This is a genomic window from Curtobacterium sp. Leaf154 (genome assembly GCF_001424595.1).
Taxonomy (GTDB): domain Bacteria; phylum Actinomycetota; class Actinomycetes; order Actinomycetales; family Microbacteriaceae; genus Curtobacterium; species Curtobacterium poinsettiae.
This window is the reverse complement of sequence record NZ_LMOS01000001.1, coordinates 725,115-744,028: the sequence shown is the minus strand read 5'-3', so window position 1 is coordinate 744,028 and position 18,914 is coordinate 725,115. Positions and strand designations below refer to the sequence as shown.

General features: G+C 71.4%; 17 protein-coding genes. All 17 read left to right on the top strand.

Going from position 1 to position 18,914, the window contains the following annotated elements:
* Positions 1-61: 61 nt before the first annotated feature.
* A complete protein-coding gene (gene mltG, locus ASF75_RS17555; RefSeq protein ID WP_156463757.1) occupies positions 62-1,642 on the top strand; it encodes an endolytic transglycosylase MltG in 1,581 nt (526 codons plus the stop codon).
* Positions 1,643-1,684: 42 nt separating this feature from the next.
* Complete coding sequence (aroC, locus tag ASF75_RS03480) at positions 1,685-2,905, top strand: chorismate synthase (RefSeq protein ID WP_031259741.1); 1,221 nt, start codon at positions 1,685-1,687, stop codon at positions 2,903-2,905.
* Positions 2,902-3,483, top strand: a complete 582-nt coding sequence (locus ASF75_RS03475; protein ID WP_017887172.1) for a shikimate kinase — start codon at positions 2,902-2,904, stop codon at positions 3,481-3,483. Before aroC ends, ASF75_RS03475 begins: the two co-directional genes overlap by 4 nt.
* A complete protein-coding gene (aroB, locus tag ASF75_RS03470; RefSeq protein ID WP_017887173.1) occupies positions 3,480-4,577 on the top strand; it encodes a 3-dehydroquinate synthase in 1,098 nt (365 codons plus the stop codon). Before ASF75_RS03475 ends, aroB begins: the two co-directional genes overlap by 4 nt.
* A 178-nt stretch (positions 4,578-4,755) precedes the next feature.
* Positions 4,756-6,447: an ABC1 kinase family protein gene (locus tag ASF75_RS03465; RefSeq protein WP_017887174.1), complete on the top strand. Its 1,692-nt coding sequence runs from the start codon at positions 4,756-4,758 to the stop codon at positions 6,445-6,447.
* A gap of 110 nt (positions 6,448-6,557) precedes the next feature.
* Positions 6,558-7,121, top strand: a complete 564-nt coding sequence (gene efp, locus ASF75_RS03460) for an elongation factor P (protein ID WP_017887175.1) — start codon at positions 6,558-6,560, stop codon at positions 7,119-7,121.
* A gap of 11 nt (positions 7,122-7,132) precedes the next feature.
* Positions 7,133-7,585 (top strand): transcription antitermination factor NusB, encoded by a 453-nt coding sequence (gene nusB, locus ASF75_RS03455; protein ID WP_017887176.1) that lies wholly within the window; start codon positions 7,133-7,135, stop codon positions 7,583-7,585.
* Between the two features lie 24 nt (positions 7,586-7,609).
* Positions 7,610-8,209 (top strand): bifunctional pyr operon transcriptional regulator/uracil phosphoribosyltransferase PyrR, encoded by a 600-nt coding sequence (gene pyrR / locus ASF75_RS03450; protein ID WP_017887177.1) that lies wholly within the window; start codon positions 7,610-7,612, stop codon positions 8,207-8,209.
* Entirely contained in the window at positions 8,209-9,183 is a 975-nt protein-coding gene (locus ASF75_RS03445; protein ID WP_056068792.1) for an aspartate carbamoyltransferase catalytic subunit, read from the top strand. Before pyrR ends, ASF75_RS03445 begins: the two co-directional genes overlap by 1 nt.
* Complete coding sequence (locus tag ASF75_RS03440; RefSeq protein ID WP_056068790.1) at positions 9,180-10,538, top strand: dihydroorotase; 1,359 nt, start codon at positions 9,180-9,182, stop codon at positions 10,536-10,538. Before ASF75_RS03445 ends, ASF75_RS03440 begins: the two co-directional genes overlap by 4 nt.
* Positions 10,535-11,098, top strand: coding sequence for a hypothetical protein (locus tag ASF75_RS03435; protein ID WP_042540296.1), 564 nt, complete (start codon positions 10,535-10,537; stop codon positions 11,096-11,098). The genes ASF75_RS03440 and ASF75_RS03435 overlap by 4 nt, the downstream gene beginning before the upstream one ends.
* Entirely contained in the window at positions 11,095-12,294 is a 1,200-nt protein-coding gene (gene carA / locus ASF75_RS03430) for a glutamine-hydrolyzing carbamoyl-phosphate synthase small subunit (protein ID WP_017887181.1), read from the top strand. Before ASF75_RS03435 ends, carA begins: the two co-directional genes overlap by 4 nt.
* Positions 12,294-15,587 carry a carbamoyl-phosphate synthase large subunit gene (gene carB / locus ASF75_RS03425; protein WP_056068789.1) on the top strand — a complete coding sequence of 1,098 codons (3,294 nt, stop codon included), beginning with the start codon at positions 12,294-12,296 and terminating at the stop codon, positions 15,585-15,587. Before carA ends, carB begins: the two co-directional genes overlap by 1 nt.
* A gap of 11 nt (positions 15,588-15,598) precedes the next feature.
* Positions 15,599-16,483, top strand: coding sequence for an orotidine-5'-phosphate decarboxylase (gene pyrF, locus ASF75_RS03420; RefSeq protein WP_235517503.1), 885 nt, complete (start codon positions 15,599-15,601; stop codon positions 16,481-16,483).
* Complete coding sequence (gene gmk / locus ASF75_RS03415; protein ID WP_017887185.1) at positions 16,480-17,403, top strand: guanylate kinase; 924 nt, start codon at positions 16,480-16,482, stop codon at positions 17,401-17,403. Before pyrF ends, gmk begins: the two co-directional genes overlap by 4 nt.
* A 27-nt stretch (positions 17,404-17,430) precedes the next feature.
* The gene (rpoZ, locus tag ASF75_RS03410) at positions 17,431-17,694 is read left to right on the top strand and encodes a DNA-directed RNA polymerase subunit omega (RefSeq protein WP_017887186.1); all 264 of its coding nucleotides are present in this window, start codon (positions 17,431-17,433) and stop codon (positions 17,692-17,694) included.
* Between the two features lie 5 nt (positions 17,695-17,699).
* Positions 17,700-18,911 carry a methionine adenosyltransferase gene (metK, locus tag ASF75_RS03405; protein ID WP_017887187.1) on the top strand — a complete coding sequence of 404 codons (1,212 nt, stop codon included), beginning with the start codon at positions 17,700-17,702 and terminating at the stop codon, positions 18,909-18,911.
* Positions 18,912-18,914 lie beyond the last annotated feature (3 nt).

Here is an 18,914-nt window from a genome sequence, read left to right as displayed (position 1 = left end):
CCGCCGTCAGTCCGCGGACGACGGTGCCCAGGTGGAGTTCCCGACCGAGAGACCGAGGACGTTGGCAGACGATCTGGACTGGAACGCGATCATCGCGCCCGGCAACGACGCCGAGCGGCGGAAGGCGACTTCCGACCGCACGACAGGCACCGATGACCGCGACGACGCTGGTCGGGTGACCCCACCGCCCGCGCCTCCGATGTCCCGACGCGAAGCCCGCGCACTCGAGGCCGAACGAGCCCGCGTCGCCGGCTCACCCGCCCCGGAGCCCACCGACGAGCCGCAGGCCCCCGAGCCGGCCGACGATGCTCCGGCGACCACACGCGACGAACGCCCGGCGTCTCCCGCCGACGCACCGATCGCCACCAGCCCCGACGAGCTGCACCCCGAGGTCGCAGCACTCCTGACCGGCGAACTGCCGACCGGGTCCGCGGCGACCGCCGCGGGCGGCGGGTCCGGTGCCGACGGGACGGACCACGGCGACGCGACCGGCGGCGGTGGCGCCGCGGGAGGCGGCGGACGCGGCGGACGAGGCGGCAGAGGACGCTCCTCCAGGCAGCCGCGCGACCCGCGACCGAAGCGTCGACGCGGACCGCTCGTCGCCGGGCTCGTGATCGTCGCGGTGGTGCTGGCCGTGGGTGTCGGGGCCTACACGTTCGCCGCCCCGAAGATCCAGCAGCTGATCGGCGCGATCAGCGGTGCGCAGGAGCCCGACGACTACACCGGTGACGGCACCTCGAAGGTGACCATCACCATCAAGCAGGGGGACATCGGCGAGAACGTCGCCGCGACGTTGCAGCGCAGCGGCGTCGTCAAGGACTCGAAGGTGTTCTACAAGCTCCTGCTCGCCTCGCCGGACGTGCAGTTCCAGCCCGGTTCGTACGCGCTGAAGAAGCAGATGAGCTCGAAGTCCGCGCTGGCCGCCCTGCAGGACAAGGACAACCGGGTCCAGGCGTCGATCATCATCCCCGAGGGCACCGCGCTGGCCGACATCGAGGCCGGCATGGTCTCGAAGGCCGGCCTGACGAAGAAGCAGGTCGACGCGGCCGCGAAGGACCTGTCGGCGTACGACCTGCCGGCAGGCGTCACGACGCTCGAGGGCTGGCTCTTCCCCGCGACCTACCCGATCAACCCGGGCTGGTCCGCCGAACAGTACTTCAAGTCGATGGTCGACACGATGAAGGAGCACCTCGCCGCCGCCGGCGTCAAGGAGGCCGACCAGGAGCGCACCATCGTCTTCGCGTCGCTGGTGCAGAAGGAAGCCGGGCTCGCGGCCGACTACCCGAAGGTCGCGCGGGTGTTCCAGAACCGGCTCGACCAGGGCATGAAGCTCCAGTCCGACGCCACGGTCGCGTACGGCACGGGCAACACGCACACCGTGACCACGACCGACGAGGAGCGCGCGGACGCCTCGAACGAGTACAACACCTACGTGCACGAGGGGCTGCCGCCCGCACCGATCTCGAACCCGGGTGACGTCGCGATCAAGGCGGTCACGGCTCCGGCCGCGGGCAAATGGCTGTACTTCGTGACGGTCGACCTGGAGTCGGGCAAGACGGTCTTCTCGGACACCTACGACCAGCACCTGGTCGCGGTCGAACAGTTCCAGGCCTGGCTGCGAGCGCACCCCGACTACCAGTAGGCGCCGACGTCGCACGGACGAACGCTGTGGGAGGATTGCCGCATGCTTCGTTGGTTGACCGCTGGTGAGTCCCACGGACCCGAACTGATCGCCATGCTCGAGGGCCTGCCCGCGGGTGTCCCGGTGTCGTTCGAGTCCATCCGTGCCGACCTCGCACGCCGCAAGCTCGGCTACGGCCGCGGCTCGCGGATGAAGTTCGAGCAGGACGAGCTGCACGTGTCCGGCGGCGTCCGACACGGTTACTCGCTCGGCAGCCCCATCGCGATCCGCATCGGCAACACCGAGTGGCCGAAGTGGGTCGAGGTCATGAACCCCGAGCCGATCGAGTCCACCGAGATGTCCCGCGGCCGGAGCGCCCCGCTCACCCGACCGCGTCCGGGTCACGCCGACCTGGTCGGCATGCAGAAGTACGGCTTCGACGAGGCCCGCCCGGTCCTGGAGCGTGCGAGCGCCCGTGAGACCGCGGCACGCGTGGCGCTCGGAGCCGTCGCGAAGTCCTTCCTGGCCGAACTCGGCATCCGTTCGGTGGCGCACACGCTGCAGGTCGGGACGGTCCGGGTGCCGGACGGCACCGACCTGCCGCTGCCCGACGACGTGGACCGCCTCGACGAGGACCAGCTGCGCTGCTTCGACGCCGAGACCTCCGCGCGCATGGTCACCGAGGTCGAGGCCGCCAAGAAGGACGGCGACACCCTCGGCGGTGTCGTCGAGGTGCTGTTCTACGGTGTTCCGCCCGGCCTCGGCTCGCACGTCCACTGGGACCGCCGGCTCGACGCCCGCCTCGCCGCGGCGATCATGGGCATCCAGGCCATCAAGGGTGTCGAGGTCGGCGACGGCTTCGCGACCGCTGGTCGCCGTGGCTCCGCGGCCCACGACGAGCTGTACCGCGAGGACGGCGAGATCTACCGCACGAGCGACCGTGCCGGTGGGACCGAGGGCGGGATGTCCACGGGCACCGTGCTGCGCGTCCGAGCCGGCATGAAGCCGATCGCCACGATCCCGCACGCCCTGCACACGGTGGACGTCGTCTCCGGTGAGGACGCCGCGGCGCACCACCAGCGCTCGGACGTCTGCGCTGTGCCGGCTGCGGGGGTCGTCGCCGAGGCGATGGTGGCCCTGGTGCTCGCCGACGCGGTGCTCGAGAAGTTCGGCGGCGACAACGTCGTCGAGACCAAGCGCAACCTCGACGCCTACCTGGCCGCGATCCCGGAGACCCTGCGCACGCGCCGGACCGAGCCCTCGGCGACCTCGACCGACCTGTGAGCACCGACGTCCGACGCGCCGACGCGCCCGTGGTCGTCATCGGCCCGATGGGTGCCGGCAAGTCGAGCGTCGGCAAGCGGGTGGCGAAGGCCCTCGGCGTGCCGTTCACGGACACCGACCGGGCCATCGTCCGCGAGCACGGACCGATCCCCGGCATCTTCGCCGACCGCGGTGAGCCGGCGTTCCGTGCGCTCGAGGCCGAAGCCGTCCGGGCAGCGCTGTCCACGGGCGGCGTCGTCGCCGTCGGCGGGGGAGCCGTCACCCACGCGGACACCCGGCGGGCCCTGACCGGAGCGCGCATCGTCCTGCTCACCGTCTCGCCCGAGGCCGTCGCCGAGCGCATCGCCGGGTCCGACCGGCCGTTGCTGGCGAACGGTGGGATCGACGCCTGGCAGACGATCATGGACGAGCGAGCGGCCACCTACGCCGAACTCGCGCACGTCGTGGTCGACACGTCCCGACGGCCGATGTCCCGTGTGGTCGACGACGTCGTCACGTGGGTGCGCAGCGACGCTGGCACTCACGCCGCGCCCGGCAGCACGACCACCAGCACCACCAGCACCGAAGGAGCACCGTGACCGAGCCGACCCTGCCCGCCGGGACCACCGAGATCCGGGTGGGCGGTGACGACGGCTACACGGTGGCCGTCGGCACGGACCTGCTCGGCACCCTGCCCGGGATCCTGGGCCCGCGTGTCGCGAAGGTCCTGATCGTGCACTCGCCGACGCTCGGCGCCCGGGCGAACGAGCTCCGAGCACTCCTGGTCGAAGCAGGCCTCGAGGCCCTGATCGCCGAGGTCCCCGACGCCGAAGGCGCCAAGCGTGTCGAGGTCGCGGCGTTCTGCTGGCAGATCATGGGGCAGGCCGACTTCACCCGCACCGACGCGGTCATCGGCCTGGGCGGCGGTGCCGTCACCGACCTCGCCGGCTTCGTCGCCGCGACCTGGCTGCGCGGTGTCGCGTACGTGTCCGTCCCGACGAGCGTGCTCGGCATGGTGGACGCCAGCGTCGGCGGCAAGACGGGCATCAACACGAACGAGGGCAAGAACCTGGTCGGCGCCTTCTCCGCCCCCCGCGCCGTCGTCGTGGACCTCGACCTCGCCCGCACCCTGCCGCGCAACGAGATCCTGACCGGGTTCGCCGAGATCGTGAAGGCCGGGTTCATCGCCGTGCCCGAGATCCTGGACATCGTCGAGGCCGACGTCGCCCGGGTGACCGACCCGACGACGCCGGAGTTCCGCCGGGTCGTCGAGCTCGCCATCGCGCTCAAGGCCGAGGTCGTGTCGGACGACTTCACCGAGCAGGGCCGACGCGAGATCCTGAACTACGGGCACACCCTGGGGCACGCGATCGAGCACGCCGAGCGGTACCAGTGGCGCCACGGTGCGGCGGTGTCGGTCGGCATGGTGTTCGCCGCCGAACTCGCCCGGCTGACCGGACACCTCGACGACGCCACGGTCGACCGCCACCGGACGATCCTGGAGTCGCTCGAGCTGCCGACCTCGTACGGCGTCGGACGGTGGCAGGGGCTGCTCGCCACCATGCGTCGCGACAAGAAGGCCCGTGCCGGCATGCTGCGGTTCATCATCCTCGACGGCGTCGGCAAGCCCGTCGTGCTCGAGGGCCCCGAGGACCACCTGCTCTTCACCGCCTACCAGGAGGTCGGCGTCTAGCCTGCTCGGTCAGCGCAGGACCCGACGAATCCACTGCAGAGACCGAGCCCCGCGCCGGGCCCGCGCGGACCTGTGGAAGCCGCGCCGGGCCTCCAGGCTGTGGAGGAGGATGGGGCGACGCGACGGACGGCACCACCCGCACGCGGCGGACCCAGCAGCGGGGAGCAGACTGACGGGCGTGCCCACCCCACCCCGACTGAGCGACCTCTCCGGCCCGCGCGACGCCGACACCGGCACGCTGCGCTCCCGGGGCCGGCGTTTCACCGAACTCCTCTCGATCGCCCGCCGACACCACCTGGTCCCCTTCCGCCGCCTCGACTTCTCGCACGACCCGGCGACCTCGGACCTGCGTCGCGACCAGGCCGAGCACCTGCGCCGGGCGCTCGAGGAAGCCGGTGGTGGATTCGTGAAGATGGGCCAGCTGCTCTCCACGCGCGACGACCTGCTGCCCGAGGAGTGGACCGAGGGACTCGCGCACCTGCAGCGGAACGTCACGGCGGCGCCGGCGGACGAGGTCCGTGCGCTGCTCGAGCAGGAGCTCGGTGCGCCGGTCGACCAGGTCTTCGCCACGTTCGACCCGGTGCCGGTGGCGGCGGCGTCGATCGCGCAGGTGCACCGCGCCCGGCTGCCCGACGGCACCGCGGTCGCCGTGAAGGTGCAGCGGCCGGGCATCGACGCCGCCGTGCGCCGCGACGTCGACATCGCCCTGCGGGTCGTCCGGTTCATGGCCAGGTGGTCGACCGAGGCGCGACAGGTCGGCGTGCAGGACATCGCCGGCCAGTACGCGGACGACCTGATCCGTCAGGTGGACTTCGTGTCCGAGCTGCGGAACCTCACTGCGCTGCGTGCGGCCCAGGCCCGCAGCGCGCGTCCGGACGAGGTCCGGTTCCCGGACCCCTACCCGGACCTGTCCGGCCGGCGTGTGCTGGTGATGGAGTTCCTGGAGGGCGACACGCTCAGCGCGATCCGCGCCGAGCGCTCCGAGCGCGACCTCGACGCGCCGATGCGCGCGATCCTCCGCGCCTTCCTGCGCCAGGTCGTCTTCGACGGCCTGTACCACGCGGACCTGCACCCGGGGAACGTCCTGGTGCTGCCCGACGGGCGGCCCGCGTTGATCGACTTCGGATCGGTCGGGAGGCTCGACCCGGGTCTCCGGGACACGGTCCAGGACCTGTTGGCCGCCTACCTGCAGGACGACACGTCGCGGATCGCCGATGCGGTCCTGCGGATGGCGCCGGTGCGCGATGCGCACGACGAGCCCGACTTCCGTCGGGACATCGCCCGCTTCGTCGCGGACGAGCTCGGTCCGGGGGCACGCATCGGCGTCGACACCGTGGACGACGCGGTCGAGGTCTTCGGGCGGTACCGGTTGAAGCCGCCGCCGGACTTCGTCGCTGCGGCGCGTGCCCTGGCGATCTTCGAGGGCACACTCCGCACGCTCGCACCGTCCTTCGACCTGCTCGAGGAGTCCCGCGGACTCGCCCGGGAGCAGATCACCGACCAACTCCGGCCGGGCAAGCTCCGCGACCTGGCGGCGAAGGAGCTGCTCGGGGTCGTGTCCGCGGCCCGTCGGCTGCCCCGCCGGGTGGACCGCATCGGCGAGGCGATCGAGACCGGCCGGTTCACGGTGAACATCCGGCTCTTCGCGGACAGCCGCGACCGGCAGCTCGTGTCCGGCATGATCCGGCGCATCCTGCTCGTGCTGCTCGGGGCCGGGGCGGGGGTCCTGGCGATCGTGTACCTGTCGTTGCCGGCGCGGCCGACGGCGACCCTGTCCACCGGGGTCGCGGGTGCGTTGCTCGGGGGAGCGGCGGTGGTGCTGCTCGCCTGGGCGGCGATCGACGCCTGGCTCGCCCGACGACGGCGCTGAGCGCGACGGGCACCGCTCCGGCCGCCGGGCGGGCGTCCGCTACACTCGTCCGGGGCCGTCCGCGGCCCGAGGACACTTCACAACACGACCGAACGGGACACCGACGACTCATGGCCAGTACCACAGACATCAAGAACGGCGCCGTTCTCATCATCGACGGCCAGCTGTGGTCGGTCGTCGAGTTCCAGCACGTCAAGCCGGGCAAGGGCGGCGCGTTCGTCCGCACCAAGCTGAAGAACGTCGTCTCCGGCAAGGTCGTCGACCGCACGTTCAACGCCGGCGCGAAGATCGACACCGCCGTCGTCGACCGTCGTGACTACCAGTTCCTCTACGAGGACGGCGACTCCTACGTGTTCATGGACACCGACACGTACGACCAGATCCCGGTCTCCGCGACCGTGGTCGGCGACGCCAAGAACTACCTGCTCGAGTCCGCGATGGTCACCATCGCCATGAACGAGGGCAACCCGCTGTACGTCGAGCTCCCGACGTCGATCGTCACCGAGGTCGAGACCGAGCCCGGCCTGCAGGGTGACCGTTCGTCCGGTGGCACCAAGGACGCGACCATCATCGCGACCGGTCACCGCATCCAGGTCCCGCTGTACCTGGAAAGCGGCACCCTGGTGAAGATCGACACGCGCGACGGCAGCTTCCTCGGCCGCGTCAACTCCTAGGCGCTGACCGTATGAGTGCTCGTTCGAAGGCCCGCAAGCGCGCCCTCGACATGCTGTACGTCGCCGAGGTGCGCGAGCTGCCGATCGCGGACGTGCTCGCCACCGAGACGGTCCGGCACCTGGACCAGCCGGAGCGTGCCTCCAGCTGGGACTACGCCCGGCAGATCGTCACGGGTGTCGACGACGCCCGTCACGAGATCGACGCCGTGATCGTCGACCACGCCCAGGGCTGGTCGATCGCCCGGATGCCGGTCCTCGACCGCTGCATCCTGCGGATGGCCGTCTGGGAGCTCCGGTTCAACCCCGAGGTCCCCGACGCCGTCGCGATCGCCGAGGCGGTCGAGCTCGCGCAGTCGCTGTCCACCGAGGACTCTGCCGGCTTCGTCAACGGCGTGCTCGGGGCCGTCGCCGGCGGTCGTGCACCGTCTGGTCGGACGGTCGCAGGAGACCAGGAGTCCCGGTAGGGTTGGCCACGTCAGCATCCTTTAATGCCGTCCAGTGAGGCGGGGAAGGGGGTCGACGTGGGAACCAGAACGGTCCTGCAACAGCCCGACATCACGCGTGCCCTGACACGCATCGCGCACGAGATCCTCGAAGCCAACCACGGGGGCTCGGACCTCGTGCTCCTCGGCATCCCGACCCGCGGCGCCGTCCTGGCGGAACGCCTCGGCCGGATCCTGGCCGGCATCGAGCCGGAGTGGTCCTCGGCGGCCGGTGGCATCGGGACGGAGCGTGTCGGCACGCTCGACGTCACCATGCACCGCGACGACCTCGGCCACGGCATCGGTCGAGCCCCGCACCGGACGGTCATCCCCGCCGGCGGCATCGACGGCAAGGTCGTCGTGCTCGTCGACGACGTGCTGTACTCCGGCCGTACCGTCCGCGCCGCGCTCGACGCGCTGCAGGGCATCGGTCGGCCGCGTGCCGTCCGGCTCGCCGTGCTCGTCGACCGCGGCCACCGCGAACTGCCGATCCGCGCGGACCACGTCGGCAAGAACCTGCCCACGGCGTCCGACGAGCGGGTCACCCTGCACCTGGCCGAGACCGACGGCGACGACACCGTGTTCATCGAGCAGGGGGTGGCGTGATGCGGCACCTGCTCTCCACCGCCGACCTGTCCCGCGAGCAGGCCGTCCACATCCTCGACGTCGCCGAGGAGATGGCCGAGGTCAACACGCGCGAGGTCCGGAAGCTCCCGGCCCTGCGTGGCAAGACCGTGGTGAACCTGTTCTTCGAGGACTCCACGCGCACGCGCATCTCGTTCGAGGCCGCCGCGAAGCGTCTGTCCGCCGACGTCCTGAACTTCGCCGCGAAGGGCTCGAGCGTCTCGAAGGGCGAATCCCTGAAGGACACCGTGCAGACCCTCGGCGCGATGGGCATCGACGGCATCGTCATGCGCCACGGCGCGTCCGGCGCCCCGCGGGTGCTCGCCGACGCCGACTGGATCGACGTGCCGGTGGTCAACGCCGGCGACGGCACCCACGAGCACCCGACGCAGGCGCTGCTCGACGCCTTCACGATGCGCCGCCGCCTGCACGGCACCGGTTCGCGCGGCCAGGGCCTCGACGGCGTGCGGGTCCTGATCATCGGCGACGTCCTGCACAGCCGTGTCGCCCGCTCGAACGCCTGGCTGCTCCGCACCCTCGGCGCGAGCGTGACCTTCGCCGCGCCACCGACCCTGCTGCCCGCCACGACGACACCGTTCGGCGCCGCGGTGCACCACGACCTCGACACCGCCCTGGCCGAGGACCCGGACGTCGTCATGACGCTCCGCATCCAGCAGGAACGCATGAACGACGCCTTCTTCCCGAACCCGCGCGAGTACACGCGGCACTGGGGCCTGACGGCGGCGCGCTTCGGACGGCTGTCCGAGCGCACGCTGATCATGCACCCCGGTCCGATGAACCGCGGACTCGAGATCGCCGGCGTCGCCGCCGACGACCCCCGCTCGACCGTCGTCGAGCAGGTCGAGAACGGCGTCTCGGTCCGGATGGCCGTCCTCTACCTCGCCCTGACGGGCAACGCCGGCAACGGCACCGACGCGAAGGAGTCCGCCGCATGACCGCTCACCTGATCCGTGGCGCGCAGCTGGTCGACGGCTCGCGTGCCGACATCCGTCTGGAGGGCCGGCGCATCACCGCGATCGGGTCCGGTCTCGACGCGGCCGGCGCCACCACCGTGGACGCGGACGGGCTCATCGCCCTGCCCGGTCTCGTGGACCTCCACACCCACCTGCGCGAGCCCGGCCACGAGGAGTCCGAGACGGTCCTCACCGGCTCGCGTGCCGCGGCCGCCGGCGGCTTCACCGCCGTGAACGCGATGGCGAACTCGAGCCCCGTCGCCGACACCGCGGGCGTCGTCGAGCAGGTGCAGGCGCTCGGCGACGACGCCGGGTACGTCACGGTCCGCCCGATCGGCGCCGTGTCGCAGGGGCTGCAGGGCACGCACCTGTCCGAGATCGGTGCGATGGCGACCTCGCGGGCGAAGGTCCGGGTGTTCTCGGACGACGGCTCCTGCGTGGCCGACCCGCTGCTCATGCGCCGCGCACTCGAGTACATCAAGGGGTTCGGCGGCGTGCTCGCGCAGCACGCCCAGGAGCCACGCCTGACCATCGGCGCGCAGATGAACGAGGGCCGGCTGTCCTCCGAGCTCGGCCTCGCCGGGTGGCCCGCCGTCGCGGAAGAAGCGATCATCGCCCGCGACGTCCTGCTCGCCGACCACGTCGGGGCGCGGCTGCACGTCTGCCACGTCTCGACGGCCGGCAGCGTCGAGGTGATCCGCTGGGCGAAGTCCCGTGGCATCGACGTCACGGCCGAGGTCACGCCGCACCACCTGGTGCTCACCGAGGACCTCATCGCCGGGCACGACGGCGCCCCCGGGTACGACGCCCGCTACAAGGTGAACCCGCCCCTCCGCGCCCGGGAGGACGTCGAGGCGCTCCGCGCGGCCCTGGCCGACGGCACCATCGACATCGTCGCGACCGACCACGCACCGCACACCGCCGAGGCGAAGTGCTGCGAGTGGCCCGCCGCCGCGAACGGCATGGTCGGTCTCGAGTCGGCGCTGAGCGTGGTGCAGTCCGCCGTGGTCGACGACGGCCGGCTCGACTGGGCCGACGTCGCCCGGGTGCTGTCCGAGGCGCCGGCGCGGATCGGTCAGGTCGAGGGGCACGGGCAGCGCATCGCCGAGGGCGCGCCCGCCGAGATCACGCTCTACGACCCGTCGGCCAGCCGTGAGTTCGCGGTCACCGACCTCGCCGGCCAGTCGCAGAACTCGCCGTACCTCGGCATGACCCTGCCGGGCCGGGTCGTCGCGACCTTCCACCAGGGGTACGCGACGGTGCTCGACGGCCGGGTCGTCGACGCGGACACGATCGCGGCGCACGCCGCGGCGCTCCGGACAGGGGCGCGCGCATGAGCGGCGACACGCAGCGCTGGCTCCTCGGCGCGGTGATCCTGCTCGCGGTCGCCGCCCTGTTCGTCGCGATGGCGCGCACCTGGCGGACGCGGACCAGGAAGCAGGCGGAAGCCGTGCCTCCGGTCCGGGTGCCGGCCGACCTGGCACCGGCGGTCGGGTCGTGGGACGGGTTCACCGTCGCGACGACCCGCGCCGACCAGCCGTTGGAACGCATCACCGCAGGCGGCCTCGGGTTCCGCGGCCGCGGCGGGGTGACGGTCCACGCGACCGGCGTGGTGATGCGCCTCGCCGGTACCGACGACCGCTGGATCGCGCGCGACGCGGTCCGCGGCGCCGACCGCTCCACGTGGGCCATCGACCGCGTGGTCGAACCCGGGGGACTGGTCCGTCTGCGATGGACGGCGACCGGCGCCGCAGGTGCGACGGACCTGGACACCTACTTCCGGTTCCCGGAGGGCGACGCAGCCGCGCTGCACGCCCTGCAGGGACTGACCGAGACCGGGCCGCAGGCGACTGCGGCCGATGCTCCGCGAACCGCGGGCGAAGGGAAGAAAGCATGACACGCGAACGGGCCGTCCTGGTCCTCGAAGACGGCACCCGGTACGACGGCTGGGCCTACGGCGCCCGTGGGCGCACGCTCGGCGAGGTGGTCTTCGCGACCGGCATGACCGGCTACCAGGAGACGCTGACCGACCCCTCCTACGCCGGGCAGATCGTGGTGCAGACCGCGCCGCACATCGGCAACACGGGGGTGAACGACGAGGACCCCGAGTCCCGTCGCATCTGGGTCGCCGGGTACGTGGTGCGCGACCCCAGCCGCGTGGTGTCGAACCACCGCGCGAACGCCACGCTCGACGACCACCTGGTGCGCGACGGGATCGTCGGCATCGCAGGGATCGACACCCGCGCCCTCACCCGCCGCATCCGCGACGCCGGCGCCATGAAGGGCGGCGTCTTCAGCGGCGCCGACGCGGCACTGCCGGAGTCGGAGCAGCTGGACGCCGTTCGGTCGCAGGCCACCATGGCGGGCGCGAGCTTCTCGTCGCTGGTGTCCACCCCGGAGACGTACGTGGTGCCGGCCGAGGGTGAGCAGATCGGCACCCTGGCCGTCCTCGACCTCGGTGTGAAGGCGTCGACCACCCGGTACCTCGCCGCCCGCGGCTTCGAGGTGCACGTCGTGCCGCAGGACATCTCCGCCCAGGAGCTGGAAGCCCTCGCACCGGATGCCCTGTTCTACTCGAACGGCCCCGGTGACCCCGCCGCCTCGGACGCGCAGGTCGAACTGCTGCAGGGCAGCCTGCGCACCGGCCGGCCGTTCTTCGGCATCTGCTTCGGCAACCAGCTGCTCGGCCGTGCCCTGGGCTTCGGCACCTACAAGCTGCCCTTCGGCCACCGCGGCATCAACCAGCCGGTGCTCGACACGACCACGGGCAAGGTCGAGATCACGAGCCAGAACCACGGCTTCGCTGTCGACGCGCCCCTGGGCGAGGTCATCGATTCGCCGGCCGGGTTCGGTCGGGTCGAGGTCTCGCACTACTCGCTGAACGACGACGTGGTCGAGGGTCTCCGAGCGCTCGACGTGCCGGCGTTCAGCGTGCAGTACCACCCCGAGGCCGCCGCCGGGCCGCACGACAGCATGTACCTCTTCGACCGGTTCGCGGACATGGTGCGCGAGCGTCGCGACGGTGAGCCGCTCGACGCGGCCACCGCCGACGCCACGACCCCCGCAGCAGACATCACCAAGGAAGCGAACTGATGCCCAAGCGCGCAGACATCAACTCCGTCCTCGTCATCGGTTCCGGCCCGATCGTCATCGGTCAGGCCGCCGAGTTCGACTACTCCGGCACCCAGGCGTGCCGTGTCCTCCGGGCCGAGGGCGTCCGGGTCATCCTGGTCAACCCGAACCCGGCGACGATCATGACCGACCCCGACTTCGCCGACGCGACCTACATCGAGCCGATCACGAACGCGTCGCTCGAGGAGATCATCCGCATCGAGAAGCCGGACGCGGTCCTGCCGACCCTCGGTGGTCAGACGGCCCTGAACGCGGCCATCGCGCTCGACGAGGCGGGCATCCTCGCCAAGCACGGCGTCGAGCTCATCGGCGCCAAGGTCGAGGCGATCCAGCGCGGCGAGGACCGCCAGCTCTTCAAGGAGCTCGTGCTCGAGTCCGGTGCCGACGTCGCCCGCAGCCACATCGCGCACACGCTCGAAGAAGCGAAGGAGTTCGCGAAGGACCTCGGGTACCCGCTGGTCGTCCGACCGTCCTTCACCATGGGCGGCCTCGGCTCGGGCTTCGCCTACAACGAGGCCGAACTCGTCCGCTTCGTCGGCGACGGGCTGCAGTCCAGCCCGACGACCGAGGTCCTGCTCGAGGAGTCCATCCTCGGCTGGAAGGAGTACGAGCTCGAGCTGATGCGCGACAACTACGACAACACGGTCGTCATCTGCTCCATCGAGAACGTCGACCCGGTCGGTGTCCACACCGGTGACTCGATCACGGTCGCCCCCGCGCTGACCCTGACCGACCGCGAGTACCAGAACATGCGGAACATCGGCATCGACATCATCCGTCGCGTCGGCGTCGACACCGGTGGCTGCAACATCCAGTTCGCCGTCGACCCGTCCAACGGCCGCGTCATCGTCATCGAGATGAACCCCCGCGTGTCCCGCTCGTCGGCCCTGGCGTCGAAGGCCACGGGGTTCCCGATCGCGAAGATCGCCGCGAAGCTCGCGATCGGCTACCGGCTCGACGAGATCGAGAACGACATCACGAAGGTCACCCCGGCGAGCTTCGAGCCGACGCTCGACTACGTGGTCGTGAAGACCCCGCGGTTCGCGTTCGAGAAGTTCCCGGCGGCCGACGCCACCCTGACCACGACGATGAAGAGCGTCGGCGAGGCGATGGCCATCGGCCGGAACTACGCCACGGCGCTGCAGAAGTCGCTGCGCTCGCTCGAGAAGCGCGGGTCGAGCTTCCACTGGGACACCCCGGCTGCCGAGCTCGACAAGGACGCCCTGCTGGCGAAGTCGTCGATCCCGACCGACGGCCGCATCGTCACGGTCCAGCAGGCCCTGGTCGCGGGTGCCACCGCGGACGAGGTCTTCGAGGCCACCAAGATCGACCCCTGGTTCATCGACCAGATCGTGCTCATCAACGAGGTCGCGGACGAGGTCCGTGCCGCGGACACCCTCGACGCGGACACGATGCGCTGGGCGAAGGAGCACGGCTTCAGCGACACCCAGATCGCGAGCCTTCGCAGCACGGACGCGGCACCGGTCTCCGAGCAGCAGGTCCGTGACGAGCGGCACGCCCAGGGCATCCGACCGGTCTTCAAGACGGTCGACACCTGCGCCGGCGAGTTCCCCGCCCTGACGCCGTACCACTACTCGTCGTACGACACCGAGACCGAGATCACGCCGAGCGACCGCAAGAAGGTCGTCATCCTCGGTTCCGGTCCGAACCGCATCGGGCAGGGCGTCGAGTTCGACTACTCCTGCGTGCACGCGTCCTTCGCGCTGAGCGCCGCCGGGTTCGAGACGATCATGATCAACTGCAACCCCGAGACCGTGTCGACCGACTACGACACCTCGGACCGCCTGTACTTCGAGCCGCTCACGGCCGAGGACGTCCTCGAGGTCATCGAGGCCGAGGCGGCGTCCGGCGAACTCGTCGGTGTCGTCGTGCAGCTCGGTGGTCAGACCGCGCTGGGCCTGGCGAAGCCGCTCGAGGCCGCCGGGATCCCGATCCTCGGCACCAGCCCCACCGCGATCGACTCGGCCGAGGAGCGCGGGCAGTTCTCCGCCATCCTCGACGCGGCCGGGCTGCTCGCACCGCGGAACGGCACGGCCCACGACCTGGCGAGCGCCACCACGGTCGCCGAGGAGATCGGCTACCCGGTCCTCGTCCGCCCGTCGTTCGTGCTCGGCGGCCGCGGCATGGAGATCCTCTACGACTCCCCGTCGCTCGCGGACTACTTCGACCGGATGGCCGACCAGGCGATCATCGGCCCGGAGCTCCCGCTGCTGGTCGACCGGTTCCTGGACGACGCCGTGGAGATCGACGTCGACGCGCTCTTCGACGGCGAGCGGCTCTACATCGGCGGCATCATGGAGCACCTCGAAGAGGCCGGCATCCACTCCGGCGACTCGGCGTGCACCCTGCCCCCGGTCGGTCTCGGCCGCGCGGAGATCCAGGGCGTCGTCGACGCGACCGAGAAGATCGCCCGCGGCATCGGCGTGCAGGGCCTGCTCAACGTCCAGTTCGCCATCGGCGCCGGCGTGCTCTACGTCCTCGAGGCGAACCCGCGCGCCAGCCGCACGGTGCCCTTCGTGTCGAAGGCGCTCGGCATCCCGCTGGCGAAGGCCGCGTCCCGCATCATGACCGGCACCACGGTCGCCGAGCTCGTGGCCGAGGGCATGCTGCCCGAGCGCGACGGTGCCTTCGTGCCCGCGCAGTCGCCGGTCGCCGTCAAGGAAGCCGTGCTGCCCTTCCGGCGCTTCCGCACCCGCGAGGGCCAGGTCGTCGACTCGGTGCTCAGCCCCGAGATGCGCTCCACCGGCGAGGTCATGGGCATCGACCGCGACTTCCCGCGGGCCTTCCTCAAGTCGCAGGACGCCGCGTACGGCGGCCTGCCGACCAGCGGCACGGTCTTCGTGAGCGTCGCCGACACCGACAAGCGCGCGATCGTGCTGCCGGTGCACCGCCTGCAGCAGCTCGGCTTCACGATCATCGCGACCGAGGGCACGGCGGAGATCCTCCGGCGCAACGGCATCGAGGTCGGCATCGTCGGCAAGTACAGCCAGGGTGGCGAGAGCGTCGTCGACCTGCTGGCCACCGGCGAGGTCGACATCGTCATCAACACGCCGTCGGGTGCTGCCGGTCGTGCGGACGGGTACGAGATCCGTGCGGCCACGGTCGCGGCGGACAAGCCGCTGTTCACGACGATCGCGCAGATCGGTGCGGCCGTCGCGGCGATCGAGACGATCGGTTCGCCGCTCAACGTCCGCAGCCTGCAGGACTACGCGCTCGAGCGCGCGACCTGGTGACGGCTGCCAGCGTGGGCACGAACCGGTCAGGAGGCCCGGCCTCCTTCGGTGACCGACTCGCGTCCGCCGTGCGCGAGCGTTCACCGCTCTGCGTCGGCATCGACCCCCACGCCGCCACCCTGGCGGCGTGGGGGCTCGGCCGCGACGAGCAGGGCCTTGCCGCATTCGGCGCGGCCCTGGTCGACGCGGCTGCCGGCCGCGCGGCGATCGTGAAGCCGCAGGTCGCCTTCTTCGAGGCGGCGGGGGTGGCGGGCTACCGCGCGCTCGACGCGACGATCCGTCGGGCACGCGATGCGGGCCTCCTGGTCGTCGCCGACGTGAAGCGGGGCGACATCGGGACGACCGGTGACGACTACGCGCTGGCGTGGCTGGACCGCGACGGGCCGTTCGCGGCCGACGCGATGACGGTGTCGCCGTACCTCGGGTACGGCTCGCTCCGGGGCACGATCGACGTCGCGCGCCGGAACGGTGCGGGGGTCTTCGTGCTTGCGGCGACGAGCAACCCCGAGGCCCGGGTGCTGCAGACCGCGGTGCTGGCCGAGGGACCGCGTACCGGCCGGACGGTCGCGGCCGGTATCGTCTTGGACGTGGCAGACGACAACCGGTCCGTGGGCGATCAGGCCCTGGGCGACGTCGGGCTCGTGCTCGGCGCGACCCTTCACCTCGACGACTTCGGCATCGACGCGGACGCGATCGGCTCCGCGCCGGTCCTCGCCCCGGGCTTCGGCGCCCAGGGGGCCCGCATCGAGGACCTCCGGGCGCTGTACGGCGCCCGTGCCGAGCAGGTGCTCGTGAGCGAGTCGCGCGGCCTGCTGACCGACGGTCCGGACGGGGTCGCGGCCCTCGTCGCCGACCGCGCCGACCGCATCCGCACGGCACTGGCGGCGGCAGCGTGACCGACGCGCCCGAGGGCCTGCCCGCGCACCGCACCCCGCCAGAGGTGGACCGCGTCGCCGCGGCGAAGGCCGCCGTCGCCGCACGACGCGCCCGGGCTGCGGTGAAGGCGGCGATCGCGTCGGGGGAGCGCTCCGCACTCGACGTCGCCCGTGCCGCGTGGGACGACTCGCTGGTCGAGACGACCTCGGCCGAGCGTTCGCTGCGGGTCCGCGACCTGCTCGTCAGCCTGCCGGGCATCGGCCCCGCACGAGCCGAGGCGATCATGGGGACCCTGCGGATCGCACCGTCGAAGCGCCTCGGTGGCCTCGGCACCCGGCAGCGGACCGCGCTGGCGGACTGGCTCGCCGCGCGCGGTCGCAAGCGTGGTGCCTCGAAGCTCGTCGTGCTCGCCGGACCCACCGCGGTCGGCAAGGGCACGGTGAGCGCGCACATCCGACAGCAGTACCCGGACGTCAACCTCAGCGTCTCCGCCACCACCCGGAAGCCGCGCCCCGGCGAGGTCGACGGTGTGCACTACTACTTCGTGGACGACGCCGAGTTCGACCGGATGATCCGCGACCGCGAGCTGCTCGAGTGGGCGACCGTCCACAACTCGTACCGCTACGGCACCCCGCGGCCGCCGATCGACCGTGCGCTCGACGCCGGCGAGAAGGTCATGCTCGAGATCGACCTGCAGGGCGCACGACAGGTCCGCGACGCCATGCCCGAGGCCGTGCTGGTGTTCCTGCTGCCCCCGACGTGGGAGGAACTGGTGCGCCGGCTCATCGGCCGTGGCACCGAATCCGCGGATGAACAGGCGCGTCGTCTCGAGACCGCGAAGGTCGAGCTGGCCGCCCAGGACGAGTTCGACGTGCGGATCGTGAACTCCGATGTCGGCACCGCGGCACGTGAGGTCGTAGACTTGTTCTCTGCGCCCTGACGGGTGCACTGACTTCGAGGAGACACCATGGCCAACCCCCAGGGCATCATCGACCCGCCCATCGACGACCTGCTCAGCAAGGTCGAGTCGAAGTACGCGCTCGTCATCTTCGCGTCGAAGCGCGCCCGCCAGATCAACGACTACTACGCCGACCTGCACGAGGGCTCGCTCTTCGACAACGTCGGCCCGCTCGTCGACTCGACGATCGACGACAAGCCGCTGTCCGTCGCGCTCCACGAGATCAACGAGGACAAGCTCACCGTCACCAAGCAGCAGCAGCCCACCGACTGATCCCGGTGACTGCAGCTGCTCTCCGCCTCTTCACGTCCGAGTCGGTGACCGAGGGGCACCCCGACAAGATCTGCGACCAGATCTCGGACAGCATCCTCGACGCGCTGCTCACGGTCGACCCGAACGCGCGCGTCGCCGTCGAGACGATGGTGACCACCGGGCTCGTGCACGTCGCCGGCGAGGTCACGACCTCCGGCTACGTCGAGATCCCGAAGCTCGTCCGTGACGTCATCACCGGCATCGGCTACAACTCGTCGGACGTCTCGTTCGACGGTGCCACCTGCGGTGTCGAGGTCTCGATCGGTGCGCAGTCGCCCGACATCGCGCAGGGTGTGGACGAGTCGCTCGACTCCCGCACCGGTGCGGTCGACCCGCTCGACCGTCAGGGCGCCGGCGACCAGGGCATCATGTTCGGCTTCGCGACGAACGAGACCCCCGAGTACATGCCGGTCGCGATCTGGCTGGCGCACCGTCTCGCCGAGCGCCTGGCCGCGGTCCGCAAGTCGGGCGAGCTGTCGTTCCTGCGTCCCGACGGCAAGACCCAGGTCACCGTCGGGTACGACGGCGTCGTGCCGAAGACCGTCGAGACCGTCGTGCTCTCCACGCAGCACTCGCCGAGCGTCACGCTCGACGAGCTCACCGCCGCGATCACCGAGCACGTGATCCGTCCGGTCCTCGACCTCGTCGACCTCGACTCCTCGCACGTCGACGTCATCGTGAACCCGACGGGTCGCTTCGAGATCGGTGGACCCCAGGGCGACGCCGGACTCACCGGCCGCAAGGTGATCGTCGACACGTACGGCGGGGCCTCCCGTCACGGTGGCGGAGCGTTCAGCGGCAAGGACCCGTCGAAGGTCGACCGTTCGGCCGCCTACGCGCTGCGCTGGGTCGCGAAGAACGCGGTCGCCGCGGGGCTCGCCGACCGGCTCGAGGTGCAGGTCGCGTACGCGATCGGCCGCGCGAAGCCCGTCGGGCTCTACGTCGAGACCTTCGGCACCGGACACGTCGACGACGCCACGATCGAAGCCGCCATCCGCCAGGTGTTCGACCTGCGTCCGGCCGCGATCATCCGCGACCTCGACCTGCTCCGACCGATCTACGCGCAGACCGCGACCTACGGCCACTTCGGCCGCGAGCTCCCCGGGTTCACGTGGGAGCAGCTCGACCGTGTCGAGGAACTCCGCGCTGCCGCAGGACTCGTCGCCGCGACCGTCTGAAGC

Excerpts from the sequence above, each read along its gene's own strand:
- aroC (WP_031259741.1), top strand. The coding sequence starts at position 1,685 with ATGCTTCGTTGGTTGACCGCTGGTGAGTCCCACGGACCCGAACTGATC.
- efp (WP_017887175.1), top strand. The coding sequence starts at position 6,558 with ATGGCCAGTACCACAGACATCAAGAACGGCGCCGTTCTCATCATCGAC.
- nusB (WP_017887176.1), top strand. The coding sequence starts at position 7,133 with ATGAGTGCTCGTTCGAAGGCCCGCAAGCGCGCCCTCGACATGCTGTAC.
- pyrR (WP_017887177.1), top strand. The coding sequence starts at position 7,610 with ATGCCGTCCAGTGAGGCGGGGAAGGGGGTCGACGTGGGAACCAGAACG.
- ASF75_RS03445 (WP_056068792.1), top strand. The coding sequence starts at position 8,209 with ATGCGGCACCTGCTCTCCACCGCCGACCTGTCCCGCGAGCAGGCCGTC.
- ASF75_RS03440 (WP_056068790.1), top strand. The coding sequence starts at position 9,180 with ATGACCGCTCACCTGATCCGTGGCGCGCAGCTGGTCGACGGCTCGCGT.
- ASF75_RS03435 (WP_042540296.1), top strand. The coding sequence starts at position 10,535 with ATGAGCGGCGACACGCAGCGCTGGCTCCTCGGCGCGGTGATCCTGCTC.
- carA (WP_017887181.1), top strand. The coding sequence starts at position 11,095 with ATGACACGCGAACGGGCCGTCCTGGTCCTCGAAGACGGCACCCGGTAC.
- carB (WP_056068789.1), top strand. The coding sequence starts at position 12,294 with ATGCCCAAGCGCGCAGACATCAACTCCGTCCTCGTCATCGGTTCCGGC.
- rpoZ (WP_017887186.1), top strand. The coding sequence starts at position 17,431 with ATGGCCAACCCCCAGGGCATCATCGACCCGCCCATCGACGACCTGCTC.